The organism is Actinomadura sp. RB99 (assembly GCF_014706005.1).
Lineage (GTDB): Bacteria > Actinomycetota > Actinomycetes > Streptosporangiales > Streptosporangiaceae > Spirillospora.
Window position 1 is genome coordinate 221,432 of record NZ_JABMCA010000005.1, and the last position, 18,559, is coordinate 239,990.

An 18,559-nucleotide genomic window follows, 5' to 3' on the forward strand; every position below is an offset into this window, starting at 1 on the left:
CTGGTACAGCTTCCTGAGCGAGCATGGGGCCTACGACCACGATCTGGCCGTCAACATCCGCCTGGCCAAGGGCCCGGCGACAGCGCGCCGACCCGTTGCTTCCTACAGCCTCGCCGCCAGCGCCGTGCTGGCCGAACACGCGTTGGGGCGCGCCGAGCAACTCGGCTCCGAGAGCGCCTGGCGAGACGCCGCGTTGATCACACGCTCTACTACACCGCCATCACCGTACCGGCGCTGCTGGCCGCCGGCCTGGCCGAGGCTATCGGAGCCGCCGATACCGACACACCCCTCACCCTGCGGCTGGGCCGCGACCATCATCGCCGCATTCCGATCGCCGTGCCGCTCCCGATCCGGCCGCATCTGCTGCCGCCCACTCGCGTCACCATTCCCATCACCGGCGCGAATCTGGAATCCCTCATGGACAACCGCGCGGACGGGCCGATCCAGCTACGGCTCAAGGCCCCGACACCGGGCGCGTGGATCCTGTCCCAGCACACCACCGGTGCCTCCGGCCGCCCCGCTGACGACATCAAGGTGTCACTGACCTTCGGCCCCTGCGCACCCACCCAGGGCGCACCCACGAAAACAAGCCTGCGTGGCCGAGATCAACCGGCTCGGCTACCGGCAGCAGATGACCTACTAGCCACCGGACCGATTCTTGAGGGCCGGGCGAAGGGCAAGGTTGGTGGTCAGTCCTGTTCGGTGACCGATACTTGCGAGTAGGATCTCGGCCCGCGGTGGCCGGGCGGCCGAGTGCCCTGGTCGCAGCGCGCGCCTTACGGGCGGCTCGATAGGAGGGTGCGCGTGTACTTGTGGGCTGGGCTGCCGGTGACCCGGTCGACGGGGCCCTGCTCGACGACGCGGCCCCGGAGGAGGACGGCGGCGTCGTGCGCCATGTGGCGGACGACGTCGATGTCGTGGGAGATGAACAGGTAGGCCAGGCCGAGGTCGCGCTGGAGGTCGAGGAGCAGGTTGAGGATCTGCGCCTGGACGGACAGGTCGAGCGCGCTGGTCGGCTCGTCGCAGATGACCAGTTCGGGGCGCGGGACGAGGGCGCGCGCGATCGCGATGCGCTGGCGCTGCCCGCCGGAGAAGTCGCGGGGGTACCGGCGGGCGGCGTCGGGCGGCAGGCCGACCTGCGCGAGCGCGGCGGCGGCGCGGTCGGCTGCCTCCGCGCGGCCGAGCCGGTGGACGACGCGCAGCGGCTCGGCGAGGGTCTGCCCGACGGTGCGGGACGGGTTCAGCGTCCCGTAGGGGTCCTGGAAGACGGCCTGCAGGTGGCGGCTGAGCTCACGGCGCCGCCGCGGGGACGCGTGGGTGATGTCGGTACCGCGGAAGAGGACCCGTCCGCCGGTGGGCCGGACCAGCCCGAGCACCGCGCCGGCGATGGAGGACTTGCCCGATCCGGACTCGCCGACGAGCCCCAGCGTGCGGCCGGGCGAGAGGCGCAGCGCGACGCCGTCGACGGCGCGGGTGCGGCCGTGCCGGCCGTGGTGGTCGACGCGCAGGTCATGGGTTTCCAGCAGCGGCGCGGTCATGGCCGTCTCCTCCGGCATGCTCGTGGTGGACGCATCGGGTGCGGTGGCCGGGGGCGGCCTCGACGACCGGGATCGGCGCCTCCCGGCAGCCTGCGGTGACGAGGCGGCAGCGCGGGGCGAAGCGGCAGCCGGCGGGGCGGTGCGCCGGGTCCGGGACGGTGCCGAGGATCGCGGCGAGGCGCTCGAAGGGGCGGGCCCGCTGCGGCATGGCGCCGAGCAGACCGGCGGTGTAGGGGTGGCGGGGCCGCTCCAGCATGTCCGGCAGCGGTCCGGCCTCGACGGCCTGGCCCGCGTACATGACGTAGGCGCGGCGGCACATCGCGGCGATCACGTCCCAGTCGTGGCTGATGAGCAGGATCGCCATGCCGCGTTCGGCCTGCAGCCGGCGCAGCAGGGCGAGGATCGCGGCCTGGACGGTGACGTCGAGCGCCGTGGTGGGCTCGTCGGCGATGAGCAGGTCGGGTTCGCCGGCGAGCGCCATCGCGATGCCGACGCGCTGCGCCATCCCGCCCGACAGTTCGTGCGGGTAGCGTGCGGCGGCGCGTTCCGGTTCGGGGAGGCCGGCGGTGCGCAGCAGGTCGAGCGCGCGGGCGCGGACGGCCGCGCGGGTGCCGCCGTGGTGGCGCCGGACGAGTTCGCCGACCTGCTCGCCCGCGGTCCACAGCGGGTCGAGGCTCGCGATGGGGTCCTGGGAGATCATCGCGATCCGCCGGCCGCGCAGGGCCCGCAGCGCGCCGGGGTCGAGGGCGGCCAGGTCGAGGCCGTCGAACCGCACGGTCCCGGAGGTGATCCGGCCGCCCGCGGGCACGAGCCCGAGCACGGCGCGGGCGGTGACGGACTTGCCGCATCCGGACTCGCCGACGAGGCCGACCGTCTCCCCCCGGTCGACGTGCAGGGTGAGGTTCTCGACCACGGTGGTCGTCCCGTGCCCGCCGGGAAGGCCGACCGACACGTCCCGCAGCGACAGCAGCGCCGTGGACGGCGCGTCCGGGACGATCGGGGCGGCGGTGGTCCGGTGACGGTGGCGCGGCGGGGACGGGACGCGTTCGGCGGGTGCGGCGGCGGCGTCCCGGACGGTGTCGCCGAGCACCCCGAACGCGAGGATGGCGAGCGCGAGGACGGTGCCGGGAGGGACGAGCAGCCACGGCTGCCGGCCGATGACCGAGGACGCCTCGGCGATCATCGACCCCCAGGCCGGTGTGGGCGGCCGCGCGCCGAAGCCGAGGTAGCCGAGCCCGGCGTCGATGAGCAGCGCGCCGCCGCTGAGCAGCGACGTCTGGACGATGACCGGCCCGGCCACGCGGGGCAGCACGTGCCGCACGAGGATGTGCCGGTCCGGCAGCCCGGAGACGCGGGCGGCGGCGATGTAGGGCTCGTTGCGGACGGTCAGCGCCGCGCCGCGCACGAGCCGGGCGAGGCCGGGGGACATCAGGACGCCGAGCGCGACCATCACGGCGATCCGGTGGTCGCCGGCGACCGCGAGCACGACCAGCAGGGTGACGAGCACCGGGACCGCCAGCATCACGTCCGTCACCCAGGTGAAGACCCGGTCGGGGAGCCCGCCGAGGAAGCCCGCGGCGACGCCGGTCCCCGCGCCGACGGCGAGGACGGTGAGCACCGCGACCGCGGCGTCGGCCAGGCTGATCCGGCCGCCGTAGAGCAGCCGTGCGGCGACGTCGCGGCCGAGGCCGTCGGTGCCGAGCGGATGCGCGGCGGTCGGGCCGGACAGCACCGCGTCCAGGTCGGTGGAGGCCGGGTCGTAGGGCGTGAGGACGGGCGCCAGGACCGCGCCGAGCGCGAGCAGCACCAGGTAGCCGGCGGCCAGGGCGGTGAGCGGCCGCCGGACGGCGCCCCGCAGGCCCGCCGCACGCCGCTTCAGGAGGCGCCTCATGCCGCGCGCACCTTCGGGTCGAGCCATCCGTAGGCGAGGTCGGCGGCGAGGTTGACGGTGACGACCGCCAGCGTGAACACGATCACGACCCCCTGGATCGTCGGCACGTCGTGCTGGGTGGTGGCCTGGACGGCGAGTCCGCCGAGGCCCGGCATCGCGAACACCGCCTCGACGAACACGGTGCCGCTGAGCAGCCCGATGAACGTCAGCCCGACCAGCGTCACGACGGGGACGCCGGCGTTGCGCAGCGCGTGCCGGAACACGATGGAGCGCTCCGACGCCCCGTTGGCGCGCAGCGCGGTGACGAAGTCGCGCGACAGGGCCGCCAGCATCGCGTCCCGGGTCTGCTTGGCGAACACGGCCGTCCCGGGCAGCGCGAGGGTCGTGACGGGCAGGACGAGGCCGCGCGCCCAGCCGCCCGGGTCGTCCGCCAGCGGGACGTAGCCGGTGGCCGGGAACAGCGGGAACGTCACGGCGAACAGCGTCACCAGGACCAGGGCCAGCCAGAAGTTCGGCAGCGCGTACCCGGCGAGCGCCAGGACGTCGAAGACCCGGCCGAGGCGCCCGCCGCGGACCGCGCTGAGCACGCCGAGGGCGACGCCGGCCAGGGCGGTGGCGGCCGTGGCGCCGACGGTCAGCGACAGGGTGACCGGCAGCCGGGAGGTGATCTGCGAGGTGACGTCCAGCCCGCTGATCGGCGACGTGCCGAGGTCGCCTCGCAGCGCGTGCGCCAGCCAGTGCCCGTACCGGGTGAGGACGGGCTCGTCGAGGCCCAGCCGGCGGCGGAGCTGGGCGTGGGCGGCGGGACTGTGGTGGTCGCCGAGGATGGTGCGGGCGGTGTCGCCGGGCGCGGCGGCCTGCAGGAGGAACGTCAGCAGCGAGATGACGCCCACGAGCAGGCCGGAGACGAGCAGCCGGCGCGCGATCAACCGTGTCACGGGGGTGAGCCTTCCGGCGGTTCAGGCGGCGGGGTGCCAGGACGACAGGCTCGGCAGCGGCCTGCCCGGCCGGGCGCCCAGCTCGACGTCGTCGCGGTAGAGGTAGAACAGCGGGCTGAGGCAAACGGGCAGGAACCAGCCGAGCTCCACCACGCGGCGGACGATCTGCTGGTCGAGGCCGGCGCGGGTGCGCTCGTCGGCCGCCGCGGCCTTGCGGTCGAGGTCCTGCAGGACCGGGTCGGAGCTGTGGAAGGGGTTCATGCCGATGGCGTCGCGCAGCCACAGGCCGCGGCCCATGAAGTAGGTGGGCAGGACGCCCCAGCCGAGGATGGACGCGGGGTAGCGGGTCAGTTCGGTGGCGGCCGCCGCGGGCTCCTTCGCCGTGATCTTCACCGTGACGCCGACCTTGGCGAGGTCGGCGGCGACGGCCTGGACGATGTCCTGGTAGAAGGCGGGCGCCGTCGGGATCAGCGCGGGCAGGGTGAACCCGCCGGAGTGGCCGGCGGCGGCGAGCAGCGCCCGCGCCCGGGCGGGGTCGTAGGTGTAGAACGGCGTGCCGGTGTAGCCGTCCTGGCCGGGGGCGGCGAGCTGCTCGGTGGGGACGCCGTAGCCGCCGAGCAGCGCCCGGGTGATCCGGGCGCGGTCGACGGCGAAGTTGAGCGCCTGCCGGACCCGGACGTCGGCGAGCGGCGGGCACAGCCGCCCGGCGCGGTCGTTGAGCTGGAGCCCCATGGCGATGCTCGGGCTGGACGCGACCCGCATCCCGGCCGCCTTCGCGCCGTCCACGATCGCGTAGCCGCCCGAGATGACGTCGACCTGTCCGGTCTTGAGGGCGGCGAGCGCGGTGTTCTCGTTCGGCAGCACCTTGATGCTGATCTTGTCGTAGTGCCGGTCCCGCCGGTTCCAGTAGCGGGGGTTGGGGACGTAGGCGTAGTGGTCGCCGGTGACGCTCTGCCCGGGGTCCAGCATGTACGGGCCGGCGCCGGCCGAGCGGGTGGCCAGCACGCCGGGCCGGGCGATCGCCGCAGGGCTGATCACGTTCCCGGCGAAGAAGTCCTGGCTGAACAGCGCGGGCAGCTGCGGGTCGGGGGCGGACAGCGTGATGCGCACCGTCAGCTCACCGGTGGCCCGGACGTCCTCGACCGGCGCGAGGAACGCGGCGGCCTGGCCCGCCGACCCGCGGAAGTAGTCGATGTTGGCCTTGACGGCGGCGGCGTTCAGCGGCGTCCCGTCGCTGAACGTCACGCCCGGCCGCAGCGTCATCTCGAACGCGGTGTTGCCGCTGCCGATGTAGCGCCAGCTCGTGGCCAGGCGCGGCTGGTGGCTCCCGTCGGGGGCGCGGTAGATGAGCGGGTCGTAGGCGGGGCCGACGTAGAGCAGGGACTCGCCGCCGCCTTTGGCGGGGTCGAGGCTGACGGGCGGGAGCGGCTGGCCGATCCGGAGGGTGCCGGACGTTCCGCCGCCCTGGCGCGGGCCGCCGCAGGCGCTGAGCGCGACGCCCGCACCGAGGACGAGCCCGGAGGCGGTGAAGCCGCGCCTGGAGATGAGCGGAGCGAACCGGGGGGTGTGGGAGGTCGTCCCCCCGCGAGGAGCGGAGATGAAGGTGGAACCGTCGATCATGGTGGTGCCTTTCCCGTGGTCTTCGGGCCGGTGGGGAGGTCAGGCCCGCCAGTGCCGGTCGAGGAGGGTCTCGCCGTCGCGGGTGACGCGTCCGGCGGCGTGCACGCTCCGGCCGGTGACGTCGAGGGCGATGTCGAGGGTGACGCGCCGGCCGGAGCCGGTGGTGACGTCGGCGGTGACGGCGCCGGTGACGGACGAGGCGGCGGGGTCGGTGCGGTGGGCGGTGGCGGTGAGCTCCTGCCGGATCCGCAGCCGGTGCCCGCGTCCGGCGGGCGCCGCGAGGGCGGCGGACGCGCCCACCAGCACCGTCGTCGTCCCGTTGAGCAGGTCGTTGGTGATCTCCCACTGCGCCGTGGGGGCGGGCTCGCCGGCCGGCGGCGCAGGCGGGGCGTCGGCGGGGTCGGGCTCCGGAAGGTCGATCTCGACGGCGTCCCGGTCCGCGATGACGGGCAGCGCGAGGGCCGTGGCGGCGGGCCGTCCGGGACCGGACGCGCCGGACGCGCCGGACGGGTGGGACGGCCAGACGCGCGGGAAGTCTCCGGGCGCGAGGACCACCCGCAGCCGGTGTCCCGCGGCCACCTCGTAGGCGGTCGGGGCGAGCGCGATCTCCGCCTCGGCGGCGCCGTCCGGCACGCGTTCCAGGCCGGCGCAGATGAGGGTGGAGCGGCCGGACGGGTCGACGTCCGCGAGCTTGACCGAGACGCGCCGCCAGGGACGCGTGACCGTGACCGCCGGACGTCCGCCGATGAGCAGCGGCTCGTCCAGGGGCGGGGACGTGGCGCACAGGCCGCCGGCGTCGTCTTCGTGCTGGTCGAGGGGGAGGCCGAACGGGCCGTCCGGAGTCGCCCAGAGGCCGCTGAGCGCGCCGGCCGCGGGGTCCGGGCGTTCCGGTCCGGTGTGCTGCCAGGCGCACGGCGCGGCGTGCAGCGTGGAGCCGGGCGGCGGCCACGCCGGGAACCCGAGCCAGCGCGGGCGGTCGCCCTGGACGCGGAGGCTGACGGTGGGTGCGCCGTCGTCCGCTCCGCCGTCGCGGAGCCAGCGGTCCCACCAGGACGAGGCCAGGCCGAGGAAGTCGATCGGCGCGACCGGGCTGAACTGGGGGGAGCCGTGCATCCAGGGCCCGGCGACCAGTCGCTTGGGGCCGCGCATCCGCTCGAAGGCCCGGACGCTGCCGTCGACGAACAGGTCCCGCCAGCCCGCGATGGTCAGCGCGGGCACCTCGATGGCGGAGGCGTCGACGCGGCGCCGCTCCCATACGGGGTCTCCTGGGCCGTGCCGGAACAGGTCGAGCAGGTAGGGGGCCGCGGCGAGCCGCCGCGTCCAGCGTTCCTGTTCCGCGGGGTCGTCGAAGTCGTCCAGCGATGGCAGGAGCTGGGCGAGGAGGGTGTTGCGGGCCCAGAACCCCAGGGGCATCGCGGCGCCGCGCGTCCCGCCCGGGTGGGTGAAGTCCCGCTCGGGGTCGGGCATGCCCTGCACGGCGACGATCGCGCGGAGTCCGGCGGGGCGGCGCGCCGCCGTCCGCATCGCCATGACGGCCCCGTACGACTCGCCCCACATGCCCACGGCCCCGTCGCACCAGGGCTGGTCCGCGGCCCAGGCGAGGGCGGCGAGCGCGTCCTCGACCTCGTCCTGGTCGAACGGGGGGCGCGGCGCGCCGCCGGACGAGCCGGTGCCGCGCATGTCGACGAGCAGCGACGCGTATCCCCGCGCGGCGAACATGCGCTGCATCGGCGAGCCGTGCATGGCGGCGAGGTCGCGGCGGTACGGCAGGACGGTCAGCAGTGCCGGCACGGGGCCCGCGCCTTCGGGGAGGAACAGGTCCGCCGACAGCGTCACCCCGTCCTCGCGGGTCGGTATCCGGACGTCACGGTGCACCGTGACCTCGTACCGTGCCGGCGTGCCGCGCGGGACGGTCGTCGTAGGGCGTTCAGACATCGATGCCGATCGCTTTCATCAGGAGGGAGAAGGACCCGTGCAGTTCCCGCTGCCAGTAGGGCCAGTTGTGGGTGCCGGGGCCGTACAGGTCGGCGGTGACGTTCGCGCCCGCCTGCTGGAGGCGCTGCACGAACGCGGTGCTCATCTCGCCGATGAGCTCCTCGATGGCCAGGCTCGGCGGGGTGCCCGGCGGGTCCAGCGGGCCGGGCACCCCGTTGCCGCTGGAGACGAACAGCGGGATCCCGGCGAGGGACTTGGCCAGGTCGTAGGGGTTGTGAGCGGCCCAGACGCCGGCGTTGAGCTGGTAGTCGCCCCACAGGGCGGTGGGGTCGTAGCCGTCCTTGATCAGGAACTCCTGGACGAAGGCGGGTCCGCGGGCGCCCTGGTAGGTGGTGTGCACGATGCCGCTGTAGGCCGCGGCGGCGCGGAAGAGGCCGGGGTTGCGCCCGGCGTAGGACATCGCCCCGAACCCGCCCATCGACAGCCCGGCGATGGCCCGCGAGGCGCCCGCCCCGTATCCGGCCTCCAGGATCTGCCGGAGCTCGGTGAGGTGGAAGGTCTCCCAGCACGGCGGGCCGCCGGCGCCGTGGTTCCACCAGTCGGAGTAGAAGCCGAGCTGCCCGCCGGACGGCATGACGACCAGCACGTCCACGTTCCCGGTGAGGGCATCGACGTCGGTCGAGCGGGTCCAGGAGGTGTAGTCGTCCTCGGCGCCGTGCAGCAGGTACAGCACGGGCCACGTCCGCTGCGGGTGCGGCGTCCATCCGGCGGGGAGCAGCAGCCGCACCATGGCGGTCGTCGCGAGCGCGGGGGAGTCGATGGTGAGGTCGAGGACGCGGGAGCTGAGGCGGTTCTCCGCCACGACGCGCGCCGCACCGGTGAGGGCGGTGGCGGCGCGTGCCGTTCCGGGGCGGAGGGCGGCGAGCGACGCGGCGGCGGTGAGGCTGGCGCCGGCGAGGAAGGCGCGCCGGGTCGTCATGGCCGGGCCGGGGACGGCCGGACGCGGGTCGGTTTCGGGCATGGTGGTCTCCCTGGGGGTGGTTGGGGCAGGGATCTGGACGTGCGGAAGGGCGGGTCGGAGGCGGTGGCGGCTTACCGCTCGGCGGTGGACGCGGACGGCCGCGCGTGGGGCCGGCCGGGGCGCAGCAGGAATCGCTGCAGCTTGCCGCTGGGCGTCTTGGGCAGGCCGTCCACGAAATGGACCTCGCGCGGATAGGCGTGCGCGGCGAACCGGGTCTTCACCAGCGTCTGGAGCTCGGCCGCCAGCGCGTCGGACGGCGGCGTCCCGGGCCGCAGCACGATGTTGGCCACGAGGATCTCGCCGCGCAGGTCGTCGGGAACGCCGACGACAGCGGCCTCGGCGACGTCGTCGTGCTGCAGCAGCACGCTCTCCACTTCGAACGGCCCGATGCGGTACCCGGCCATGAGGATGACGTCGTCGTCGCGGGCGGCGAAATGGAAGTAGCCGTCCGCGTCCTCGGCGGCGGTGTCGCCGGTGAGGTACCAGCGGCGGTCGGCGGTGAACCGCTCGGCGGTGCGGCCGGGCGCGTCCCGGTACCCGGTGAACCACATCAGCGGGCTGCCGGCCAGGTCGACCGCGACCCGCCCGGGCTCGCCCGCGGGCGCGGCCTCGTCCGCGTCGGGGCGCAGCACCCGCAGCCGCCAGCCGGGGAGCGGGCGGCCCATGGAGCCCGGCCGCAGCTCGCCCCGGATGTCGGGATGCCAGCCGTTGGCGACGGCCATCCCGAGCTCGGTCTGCCCGTAGTGGTCGCGGACGGGCACGCCGAGCGCGCTCTCCGCCCACGCGACGACGTCCGGGTTGAGCGGTTCGCCCGCCGAGGAGCAGCAGCGCAGCCGGAGCCCGCCGGGCATCGCGTCCGCCGCGTTCCGAAGCGCCCGGTAGACCGTCGGGCCCGCGGCGAAGTTGGTGACGCCGCACCGCGCCAGCACCTGCCACGTCAGCTCGGGGGAGAAGCCGCCGCGCAGCAGGACCGCGCGCCGGCCGAGGAGGAGCGGGCCGATGACGGCGTGGTAGAGCCCGTACGCCCAGCCCGGGTCGGCGGCGTTCCAGAACACGTCGGACGCCCGGTGGTCCAGCCCGTACTCCTGGTAGACGCGCATCGCGGCGAGCGCGCGCACCGGGACCGGTACCCCCTTGGACACGCCGGTGGTGCCCGAGGTGAACAGCTCGACCATGGTCGCGTCGCCGCCGGCGGCGACCGGCTCCGCCAGCGGCGGGGAGGCCGCCAGCTCCGCGAACGCGACGTCGGTGCCGGAGGGCGCACCGGTCGTGATCACCGTCCGTCCGGGGTCGGCGATCGCGTCGAGCTTGGCGCGCTGCGCCGGGTCGGTGATCACCGCTACGGTCCCGTTGCCGGTGACCCGGGCGGCGATCGCGGGCGGGGCCAGCGCGGTGAACAGCGGCACCTGCACCGCGCCCAGCCGCCAGATCCCCAGCATCGCCACGACCAGGTCGGCGGACTTGCCCATCAGCATGGCCACCCGGTCGCCCGGGCCGACGCCGAGGTCGCGCAGCCCCGCCGCGAACCGCGCCGACCGGTCGCGCAGCTCCCCGTACGTCAGGTCGGCGCACGCCAGGCCGCCGTCCGGGCCGGGCTCGGCGATCGTGAACGCCACGGATCCGGCCGGGTGCCGATCGCAGAGGATGTCGGCCAGGCACGCCTGCGGCGCGTCATAGGCGGCCAGCACGTCGGCGACCCGCCGTCGCAGCCCGGTCATGGGGACCTCCCGCTCGAAGTGGAACACCCGGTTTCCGGGGTGTTAACGGGATGTTCGCGGCGGCCCCGGCGGACCGGTACCCCCGGGTGAGGGGGCGGGTCTTGCGCGGGCCCCGGGACCGGAGCGACCCTGATGCGCACCTTGGTCCGCGCAGCCAGGAGGCGAGATGAAGGGGGCGGCACCATGAACAGGCCCGAGACGACCGACGAGCCCCAGATCCACCGCGCGCTGGCCCGCCTGCGCGACATGACCTCGCTGCCGCTCGCCTTCGGGGGACCGGTGAACGCCGCCCGGCAGGTGCGCTTCACCCAGTTCGCGGGCGCCACCACGGGCGCGCTGCGCGGCGTCGCCGTCGACTGCGGCCTCGGCCTGGGCGGCAAGGTGGTCGCGCGGCGCCGCCCCATCGTGGTGAACGACTACGTGGCCTCGTCGGGCATCAGCCACCAGTACGACCACGTCATCACGGCCGAGGGGCTGCGCGCCATGGTGGCCGTCCCGGTGATCGTCGGGCGGACCGTCCGGGCCGTCCTGTACTGCACGACGCGCACGACCTTCCCGCTGGGGGACCGGGTCGTCCAGGCCGCGCTGGAGACCGCGCGGGACCTGGAGCAGAACCTGGCCGTCCGCGACCGGGCCGCCCGCGGCGCCGACCGGCTCGGACGGCAGGAGCCCGGCGGGACCGCGCCCACGGCCGAGCAGGAGGTGGTCCGGGAGGCGTACGCCGAGCTGCGCGTCCTCGCGCAGGGCCTGGACGACGACGCCCTGCGGCAGCGGCTGGAGCAGGTCTGCGCGAAGCTGTGCGGCGCGGGGGCCGCGCCGTCCGCGCCGCAGGCGGTGCCGTACCTGTCGGCCCGCGAGCTGGACGTGCTCGCCTGCGTCGCCCTCGGCTGGACGAACACGCAGGTGGCGGCCGACCTCGGAGTCACCACGGAGACGGTCAAGAGCTACCTGCGCAACGCGACCCGCAAGCTGCACGTCCGGACCCGCCTGGAAGCGGTCGTGGCCGCGCGCCGGTACGGCCTGCTGCCCTGAGCCCCCGCGGTCACGTGACGGTCAACGTGCACCGGTTCGGCGTCGACGAGCCGCCACCGAGGTAGACGTCCGTCTCGCCGGGCTCGACGAGGAACTCGCCGCCGGCGGCGTTGGTCCAGAAACCGAGGTCGCCGGCGCCGAGGGTGAAGCGCACGGTCGTGCTCCCGCCGGCGGGAAGGGTGATCCTGCGGAATCCGCGGAGCCGGCGCACGGGCTGCACGAGACTCGCCACCCGGTCGTGGACGTAGAGCTGGACGACCTCGTCCCCCTCCCGCCCGCCGGTGTTGGTCACCCGCACCGACGCCTCGACGGTCGCCCCCGCGCGGATCTCCTCGGCGGAGAGCACGGGGACGTCCAGGCTCGGCTCGCCGTACCGGAACGCGGTGTAGCTCAGGCCGTGCCCGAAGGCGAACCGGGGACCGTTCTCCAGGTCGAGGTAGCGCGACCCGTAACGGGGGTCGACGTGCCCGGGACCGCAGGGGCGGCCCGTGCTCTCGTGGTCGTAGTGGATCGGGACCTGGCCGGTGACGCGCGGGAACGACACCGGGAGCCTCCCGCCCGGGTCGACGTCGCCGAACAGGACGTCGGCGACGGCGCGGCCGCCCTCGGCGCCGGGCTGCCAGGCGACCAGGACGGCGGACGCGGCGTCCAGCCACGGCCCGAGGGCGAGCGGGCGGCCGCAGACCAGCACGACCGCGAACGGGCGGCCGGTCGCGGCGACCGCGGCGACGAGCGCGTCCTGCTCGCCCGGCAGGCCGAGGTCGCTGCGGGACCCGCCCTCCCCGCTCAGGAACGAGGGCTCACCGACCACGACCACCGCCGCGTCCGCGGCCTCGACGGCGGCGACGGCCGCCGGGATGCCGGAGACGTCCCGCCCCTCGGGGGCGACGCCGCGGGCGCGGACGATCTCGGCACCACCCGCGGCCTCCCGGACGCCCTGCGCGATGGTGACCGCCGGGAAGCGCCCGGCGCCCGGGCCCGCCCACGCGCCGTGCAGGTCGTGGGATTCGGCGAACGGGCCGACGAGGGCGATCGAGCGGGCGCCGCGGGCGAGGGGGAGCAGCCCGCCGTCGTTCTTGAGCAGGACCATGGAGCGGCCCGCGGCCCGGCGCGCTGCCCGCCGGTCGCGTGCCGAGGGGATTGTGACTTCCTCGCGCCCGTCGCAATAGGGCCGCTCGAACAGGCCGAGCCGGAACTTCAGCCGCAGCACGCGCGCCACCGCGTCGTCGAGCCGCTCCCGCGCGAGGCGGCCGTCGGCCAGCAGACCCTCCGCGTGGTCGGCGAAACAGGTGGAGACCATTTCCATGTCGACGCCCGCGCCCAAGGCGAGGCGGGCGGCGTCGCGGGCGTCCGCGGCGAAGCCGTGCGCGACGAGTTCGGCGACGCCCGTCCAGTCGCTGACCACCGGCCCGCCGAACCCCCAGTCGTCCTTCAGGATGCCGGTGAGCGCACGGCGGTCGGCGTGCGCCGGGACCCCGTTCATCGCCGTGAACGCCGCCATCACCGTGGCGGCACCGGCGTCGACGGCGGCCCGGAAAGGAGGGAGATGCACCGCCCTCAGCCGCGACTCCGACAGGTCCACCGTGTTGTACTCGCGGCCGCCTTCAACGGCGCCGTAGGCGGCGAAGTGCTTGGCGCAGGCGGCCACCCTGCCGGGCCGTATCGCCGCGCCGTCCGGGCCCTGGTAGCCGCGGACCTTCGCGGCGGCGAACGCCGCCGTCAGGTACGAGTCCTCGCCGAAGCCCTCGGAGATCCGGCCCCAGCGCGGCTCGCGGGTGACGTCCATCATCGGCGAGAAGACCCAGTGGACGCCGTGGGACCGCGCCTCCCGGGCCGACACCTCGGCGTCCCGCTCGGCGACCCCGGTGTCGAAGCTCGCCGCCTGGGCCAGGGGGATCGGGAAGGTCGTCAGGAATCCGTGCACCACGTCCAGACCGAAGACGAGGGGAATCCCCAAGCGGGACTCCTCGACGGCGACGCGCTGGAGTTCGTTCGTCAGCGCCGCCCCGGAGACGTTGAGCACCGAGCCGAGCCGTCCCGCGCGGGCCATGCCGCGCACCTGGGCGGCCTGCCCCTGACCTGGGCCGGTGTCACCCGTCCAGGCGAACTGCTGCAACTGCCCGAGCTTCTCCGCGAGGGTCATCCGACCGAGGAGCTTCTCTATCTCGTCATCGTGCGATCCATGACCGGCCAAAGCGCGTCCCTATGTATAGAGCGGGTCTTCCGGGGAGCCGGGCCGAGCCTAGAGAGGAGCTCGGCGAAATGGCCATGCCCTCCCCTCACCCGGGGGCATGGAACCTCCGGCACGGCTGCGGCGGGTGGGGCTGGACCGCGGGCGTCATCCGCCCCCGGAGAGTCAAGGACACCGCCTGATCAACCCACACGCATTCGGCGGCGACCCGCGCGACGTCACCGTGGTCGGCCCGGTCCGCAGGGCGATGTCGGCCTGCGCGCTGTTCACCTCGCTGGCCGCCAAGATGATCATCTTGTCGGGGTTGTGCCTGTTGCGCTGGCCCGCAAGCGGCCTGTAGGCGTGTGTTCTCGTCGGCGGCGCGCTCCGGTACGCCCCGAAGATGCTGCTGGCTGCCCCGCTACTGGTCTGCGTCCTGGCCGTGATCGTCGAGCGATTCGTGGTGATCTCATGACCGCGCTGTCGGCCCCCGGCTGGCGGGCACACCACCGCTGGGCCGGCGGGCTTTGGCGCAGGGGCCGTTATGGATGGCTGGCGTTTATCCCCGTCGATGGTGCAGCCGTTTGTCAATGGCCACCATCAGGCTGGCCGCTATGGCGATGGCAAGGATACGCAGCCGCACCTGCCATCCGATGGGGGCGGTGTTGAAAATCGTGTTCATGGCGGGCAGGTAGGTGACGGCGAGTTGGCTGATGGCCTGCGCGGTGACGCCGGGGATGATCCAGCGGTTGGACAGCGGCCTTATCCGCCAGGCCGGCCCGGTCAGGGATCGGCAGATGAACAGGCGGCGGTCAACTCCGAGTTTAACGTTCCTGCGGTTCGAACAGTTGGCTTGCCTGTGGGCTCACCTTGGGGTAGAGCAGTTCCGAGGCGCATGCCTATCGACCTGAAAGCAACGTCAGGCGCATGCTATGTCCGCACCTTTTCCTTCTGTGAATCTTCGTTCGGATCGGCCCGGGCACCGGCGATGCCGCACCCTCCCAGTGTCGCTTTCGGCTTCCAGACCGGCCCGGCCCAGTCGAACCGGCCTGCGGAAGGGCAGGGGGACATTGTCCTGCTAAGGGGTAAAGAGAGAGGGAAGGACCGACGAGAGAACGTCGGTCCTTCCCCTGCGGGCCGGAGCCCGCGATTGCGTCGTGTGGGATCAGTGGCCCGAGACCACCGAGCTGGCGGCGCAGGTGAAGGACGAGTTGGGGTTCTCGGAGCTGAGACCCAGCGCGCCGACGAGGCCGCCCTGCGAGTGGGTGATGTTGCTCTGGCAGTCCGGGACGACCGCCGTCGTGCCCTCGCCGTGGCCGCCACCCCCGCCGAGGTTGAAGTTCTCGTTGTCGCTGTCGGCAACGAGAAGGGTGGACAGCACGGCGCGCTCCGGCAGGACCTCGCCGACCAGCTTGTCCAGCTCGGTGTAGCTGAAGGACTTCATGTGATTCCTCTTCTTCTTGTCACGCCCGGATCCCCGTTGTGGACCGGATTCCCCTCCTCACCTCGAACCAGGTGAGGCTGCAATACGTATAGCAGAGGCCCCTGGCGATATCCAAGCAAGAGAAGCAGCGGCGATTCCAATCGACTTGTCCGGATGTGTAGGACTGCTTCCTTGCTGGGCGGTACCGGGACATCCCTGCCGGGCAAAGGATGGGTCCACTGGAGGAAGGTGAAATGGTCGAACAACGGCTTCTGCAGGACCTCGGCAGGTGAGATGCCAGCCAAGCCTAAATACAGGTCCTGGGAAGAACTGCGTCGCCGTGATGACCCAGGCGGCCCGGCTGACCCCACTTGCTCCTGCGACGGCGACGACTTGCCTTGGTGGGCTGCAGAGACTCATGCCGCAGAACCAGGTCCGAAGTCGAAATCGATCGAGACAACGCCGCCGTGGCGTCCGGTGCCGTCGCTCTCTGCCAAGCCCTTCCTTGATCATTCAGTCGGTCGCGAAGAAACTACGGCTTTGTCCCGCGCGCTCATCCCCGCCTGGCCGCGCATCGGCCAGTATCCTCAATCCTGCAGTGGGATCCGATTCCTTGTCTGTCCCATGTGGGGCCCGGCCGGCCGCGCTGGGCACCCACAAGTTTCCGAAGGTTGCCGATAGCCCCTCATTCACACAGCGCCGTGTCATTGGTCAGCGCTGCGAGCTGGCATGGTAAGGCGACCAAACCCTCCGTTGACTACGAACAGAGCTGTCACAAGTGCGCTTCAGCGTAGCGATGGTCCAGAGCATGGCCAGGGTGCTCGGTGAAGCACCTGATCAGGAGCGGGTCACGGTCGGCGGCGCGAAGCGCGTGAAGATCACGCTAAAGGCTGTCCCGCTAACGCCAGGCCAAATCAAGATCGTTGATCTTGATGTGAAGCGGGTGATCAGGACGATCGGGACGAGTGGGTGCCGGTGTTCACCGGCCTGCGGTTGCGGCAGTTCCGCCGCTTGGTGCGGGCCCAAGTCCGCCGCGCACCGCGTCGTCGACCACTTGGCGCCGCTGCTCGCACTCGCCCCGGTCGCCCGCCGGCGCAGCCCCGAACCGCGCTGATCGTGGGCGGCACGCTGGTTTCCGTCCACGACCGGACGGCCACCGCCTCGTCCAAGAAGTCCCGCTACTCGGTGAACCTGTTCTATGCCAAGCCAGAATGTACATCCGTAGACACTTTGTATTGGTAACTGCCGCGGAGGGAGGGCTGGCATCGGATCGCGGAAGGCGGTGTTCAGCGGGGCTTCGAGTTCGGGAGCCGAGTTTTCGCGGCATAGTGCCGCTGTCGCAGGCAGGTGTCTGGAACAGAGGCAGGACGTACGATGGCCGGCATGCCGAGGATCTGGAGCCAGACGATCGAGGCACACCGCGAGGCGGCCCGGGAGGCGACCCTCGACGCCACCGCGGCCCTGGTGGCCGAACGTGGGCTGACCGGCGTGACGATGTCGCAGATCGCCAAGGGCACCGGTATCGGCCGCGCGACGCTGTACAAGAACCTCCCCGATGTCGGGTCCATCCTGCGCGCCTGGCGCGACCGCCAGGTCGACCACCATCTACAGGAACTGGTCCGAATCCGGGACGAGGCCGCCGGCGCCGCCGAACGCCTAGAAGCGGTGCTCACCGCCTATGCTCAGATGATCTTCCATCGCCGCCATCACGACGGCGACCTCGTCGGGCAACTCCACACGCGAACACATCGCCGCGGCCCACCAGCGACTGCGCGACTTCCTCGGTGACCTGATAGGCGACGCCGCGGCAGCCGGGACGGTGCGCCGCGACGTCCCCGCTGTCGAACTGGCCCTCTACTGCCTACACGCGCTGACCGCCGCCGGCGGACTGGACGAACCCGAAGCACTCCACCGCCTCGTCAAGACCACTCTCACCGCGCTCGGTCCCATGACGAGCACTGGCGGGACTACTGGAATGCCTGACACCGGCGCATAGCGACGCGCCCCGTTGGACCAGTCCCTTTCTCGCGGGTCCGGCCGACGAGCCGGTCCACGGTCCCGAACGAGTGAACGTTCGGGACCGGTGGGGAGAGGCGCTGCAGACGGTTGCCACCGAGGCCGTCCTTTGGGTGGTTCCGGCGGTGCCCACCCGTCAGCTTTCAGCGATGTAGGCGTAGACGATGCCCATGACGTCGTTCCGCGCTGTTGGCGAGTCGTAGTAGCTGATGACGGTCAGCCGGTCGCCGAATCAGACCGTCGCGAACGGGTCGCCGGAGCAGGTGCCCATCTTCACGATGGTCCGCATCCCGCCCATCGTGTCGTAGGTGGCGGGGGAGTCGCAGATCAGCGTGCCCGTCGTGTCGTCGGCGGCCTTCACGTGGACGCCGCCGGCGTGCTGGTGGCCGTTGGCGAACACGATGCGGCCGGAGACCGTGGACGTCCAGCTCCAGGTGTGCGTGCTCGGCCCGGCCGGGACGCTGTAGTCGGAGGTGAGGCAGCCGCCCGCGTCCAGCCACAGCGACCGCACCGGTGTGGTCGCCCCGGCGGCCGCAATGGTGTACGTGATGGAAATGTAGACCGTCTTCGGTTCCGCCGAGTAATTCATCAGATCGGTCAGCATCGCCCAGCGGTCATAGCTTTTCACCGGCAGCCCGTAACCGTCCGGCATGGTCTTTTCGGTGCGCTCGTCGCCGGACGCCCAGATGTGGTCGCCGAGCGGGCTGAACGGGCAGACGGTGTCGTGCGCGGCCAGGTTCGAGATGACGAAGTGGTGCAGCATCGGGCCGCTGTTCATGTCGGCGGTGCTGCCGTCGGCGTACACCAGGTCCGGTTTCTCGCCGACGATGTCGCAGGTCAAGCAGTGTTTTTGGTGCCGCCGACACCACGTTGGTCAGCTTGCCGGGGACATGGTGCCGCCCGGGATCGTGTGCGCGCCGTACCTGGCCGTCACCGTCTGCGTGCCAGCGGTCGACCCAGCCGTATCGACCGCATCGGCGGTGCTTCTTGCCCCTGTCGCGGCGAGAAGAAAACCATCGCGTGAGCAAGAATTGGAAGCTTCGGCACATGCGATCACCTCTATCTGAGGTTGGACCTACGTCCCGTAGGGGGATTCTGTGAGGTAACCGTAGGTTCGTTTTTTTGGGCATACCATCGGCGATTTCGCCAGCGTTGGCCTCCGAGTGGGGCGGGACGGCGAGGCTTCCATCGTGAGCTTGCAGATACGCCATGTGGGCACCCTCGAACGTGTGTAGGGGCCGCGGCACCAGGTCGGAA

14 protein-coding genes and 1 pseudogene are annotated in these 18,559 nt (G+C 72.8%); 4 read left to right on the forward strand and 11 right to left on the reverse strand.

Annotation, left to right across the window (positions count from 1 at the left end; all coding sequences use genetic code 11):
- Positions 1 to 776: 776 nt before the first annotated feature.
- The 7 genes from amrb99_RS07455 to amrb99_RS07485 form a co-directional block, all read right to left on the reverse strand.
- Positions 777 to 1,538, reverse strand: coding sequence for an ABC transporter ATP-binding protein (locus amrb99_RS07455; protein WP_206699851.1), 762 nt, complete (start codon positions 1,536 to 1,538; stop codon positions 777 to 779).
- A complete protein-coding gene (locus amrb99_RS07460) occupies positions 1,510 to 3,429 on the reverse strand; it encodes a dipeptide/oligopeptide/nickel ABC transporter permease/ATP-binding protein (protein ID WP_190853879.1) in 1,920 nt (639 codons plus the stop codon). The genes amrb99_RS07455 and amrb99_RS07460 overlap by 29 nt, the downstream gene beginning before the upstream one ends.
- Complete coding sequence (locus tag amrb99_RS07465) at positions 3,426 to 4,367, reverse strand: ABC transporter permease (RefSeq protein ID WP_190853881.1); 942 nt, start codon at positions 4,365 to 4,367, stop codon at positions 3,426 to 3,428. Before amrb99_RS07465 ends, amrb99_RS07460 begins: the two co-directional genes overlap by 4 nt.
- Positions 4,368 to 4,388: 21 nt before the next feature.
- Positions 4,389 to 5,987 (reverse strand): ABC transporter substrate-binding protein, encoded by a 1,599-nt coding sequence (locus amrb99_RS07470; RefSeq protein ID WP_190853883.1) that lies wholly within the window; start codon positions 5,985 to 5,987, stop codon positions 4,389 to 4,391.
- Positions 5,988 to 6,026: 39 nt separating this feature from the next.
- The gene (locus amrb99_RS07475) at positions 6,027 to 7,922 is read right to left on the reverse strand and encodes a CocE/NonD family hydrolase (RefSeq protein ID WP_190853885.1); all 1,896 of its coding nucleotides are present in this window, start codon (positions 7,920 to 7,922) and stop codon (positions 6,027 to 6,029) included.
- Positions 7,915 to 8,943: an alpha/beta hydrolase family protein gene (locus amrb99_RS07480; protein WP_206699852.1), complete on the reverse strand. Its 1,029-nt coding sequence runs from the start codon at positions 8,941 to 8,943 to the stop codon at positions 7,915 to 7,917. The genes amrb99_RS07475 and amrb99_RS07480 overlap by 8 nt, the downstream gene beginning before the upstream one ends.
- Before the next feature lie 71 nt (positions 8,944 to 9,014).
- A complete protein-coding gene (locus tag amrb99_RS07485; RefSeq protein ID WP_190853887.1) occupies positions 9,015 to 10,661 on the reverse strand; it encodes an AMP-binding protein in 1,647 nt (548 codons plus the stop codon).
- 183 nt (positions 10,662 to 10,844) lie between these two features.
- Between amrb99_RS07485 and amrb99_RS07490 the strand changes: the two genes are divergently transcribed.
- A complete protein-coding gene (locus amrb99_RS07490) occupies positions 10,845 to 11,693 on the forward strand; it encodes a LuxR C-terminal-related transcriptional regulator (RefSeq protein WP_190853890.1) in 849 nt (282 codons plus the stop codon).
- A 10-nt stretch (positions 11,694 to 11,703) separates the two neighbouring features.
- Here amrb99_RS07490 and amrb99_RS07495 read toward each other — a convergent pair whose 3' ends face one another.
- On the reverse strand, positions 11,704 to 13,836 hold the full coding sequence (locus tag amrb99_RS07495) for a glycoside hydrolase family 3 N-terminal domain-containing protein (RefSeq protein WP_190853892.1): 2,133 nt from the start codon (positions 13,834 to 13,836) through the stop codon (positions 11,704 to 11,706).
- Between the two features lie 175 nt (positions 13,837 to 14,011).
- On the opposite strand from amrb99_RS07495, the gene amrb99_RS07500 reads away from it, so the two are divergent.
- Positions 14,012 to 14,224, forward strand: a complete 213-nt coding sequence (locus tag amrb99_RS07500) for a carboxylesterase family protein (protein ID WP_190853895.1) — start codon at positions 14,012 to 14,014, stop codon at positions 14,222 to 14,224.
- A 198-nt stretch (positions 14,225 to 14,422) separates the two neighbouring features.
- Here amrb99_RS07500 and amrb99_RS07505 read toward each other — a convergent pair whose 3' ends face one another.
- A complete protein-coding gene (locus amrb99_RS07505; protein ID WP_190853995.1) occupies positions 14,423 to 14,668 on the reverse strand; it encodes a cation transporting ATPase C-terminal domain-containing protein in 246 nt (81 codons plus the stop codon).
- 360 nt (positions 14,669 to 15,028) lie between these two features.
- A complete protein-coding gene (locus tag amrb99_RS07510) occupies positions 15,029 to 15,307 on the reverse strand; it encodes a hypothetical protein (protein WP_190853896.1) in 279 nt (92 codons plus the stop codon).
- A gap of 1,006 nt (positions 15,308 to 16,313) precedes the next feature.
- On the opposite strand from amrb99_RS07510, the pseudogene amrb99_RS07515 reads away from it, so the two are divergent.
- Positions 16,314 to 16,420, forward strand: a pseudogene (locus amrb99_RS07515) (IS5/IS1182 family transposase); the annotation flags it as partial.
- A gap of 249 nt (positions 16,421 to 16,669) precedes the next feature.
- Positions 16,670 to 17,074 (forward strand): TetR/AcrR family transcriptional regulator, encoded by a 405-nt coding sequence (locus amrb99_RS07520; RefSeq protein ID WP_206699853.1) that lies wholly within the window; start codon positions 16,670 to 16,672, stop codon positions 17,072 to 17,074.
- 460 nt (positions 17,075 to 17,534) lie between these two features.
- Here the strand turns inward: amrb99_RS07520 and amrb99_RS07525 are convergent, their stop codons facing one another.
- Positions 17,535 to 18,143, reverse strand: coding sequence for a hypothetical protein (locus tag amrb99_RS07525; protein WP_190853899.1), 609 nt, complete (start codon positions 18,141 to 18,143; stop codon positions 17,535 to 17,537).
- Positions 18,144 to 18,559 lie beyond the last annotated feature (416 nt).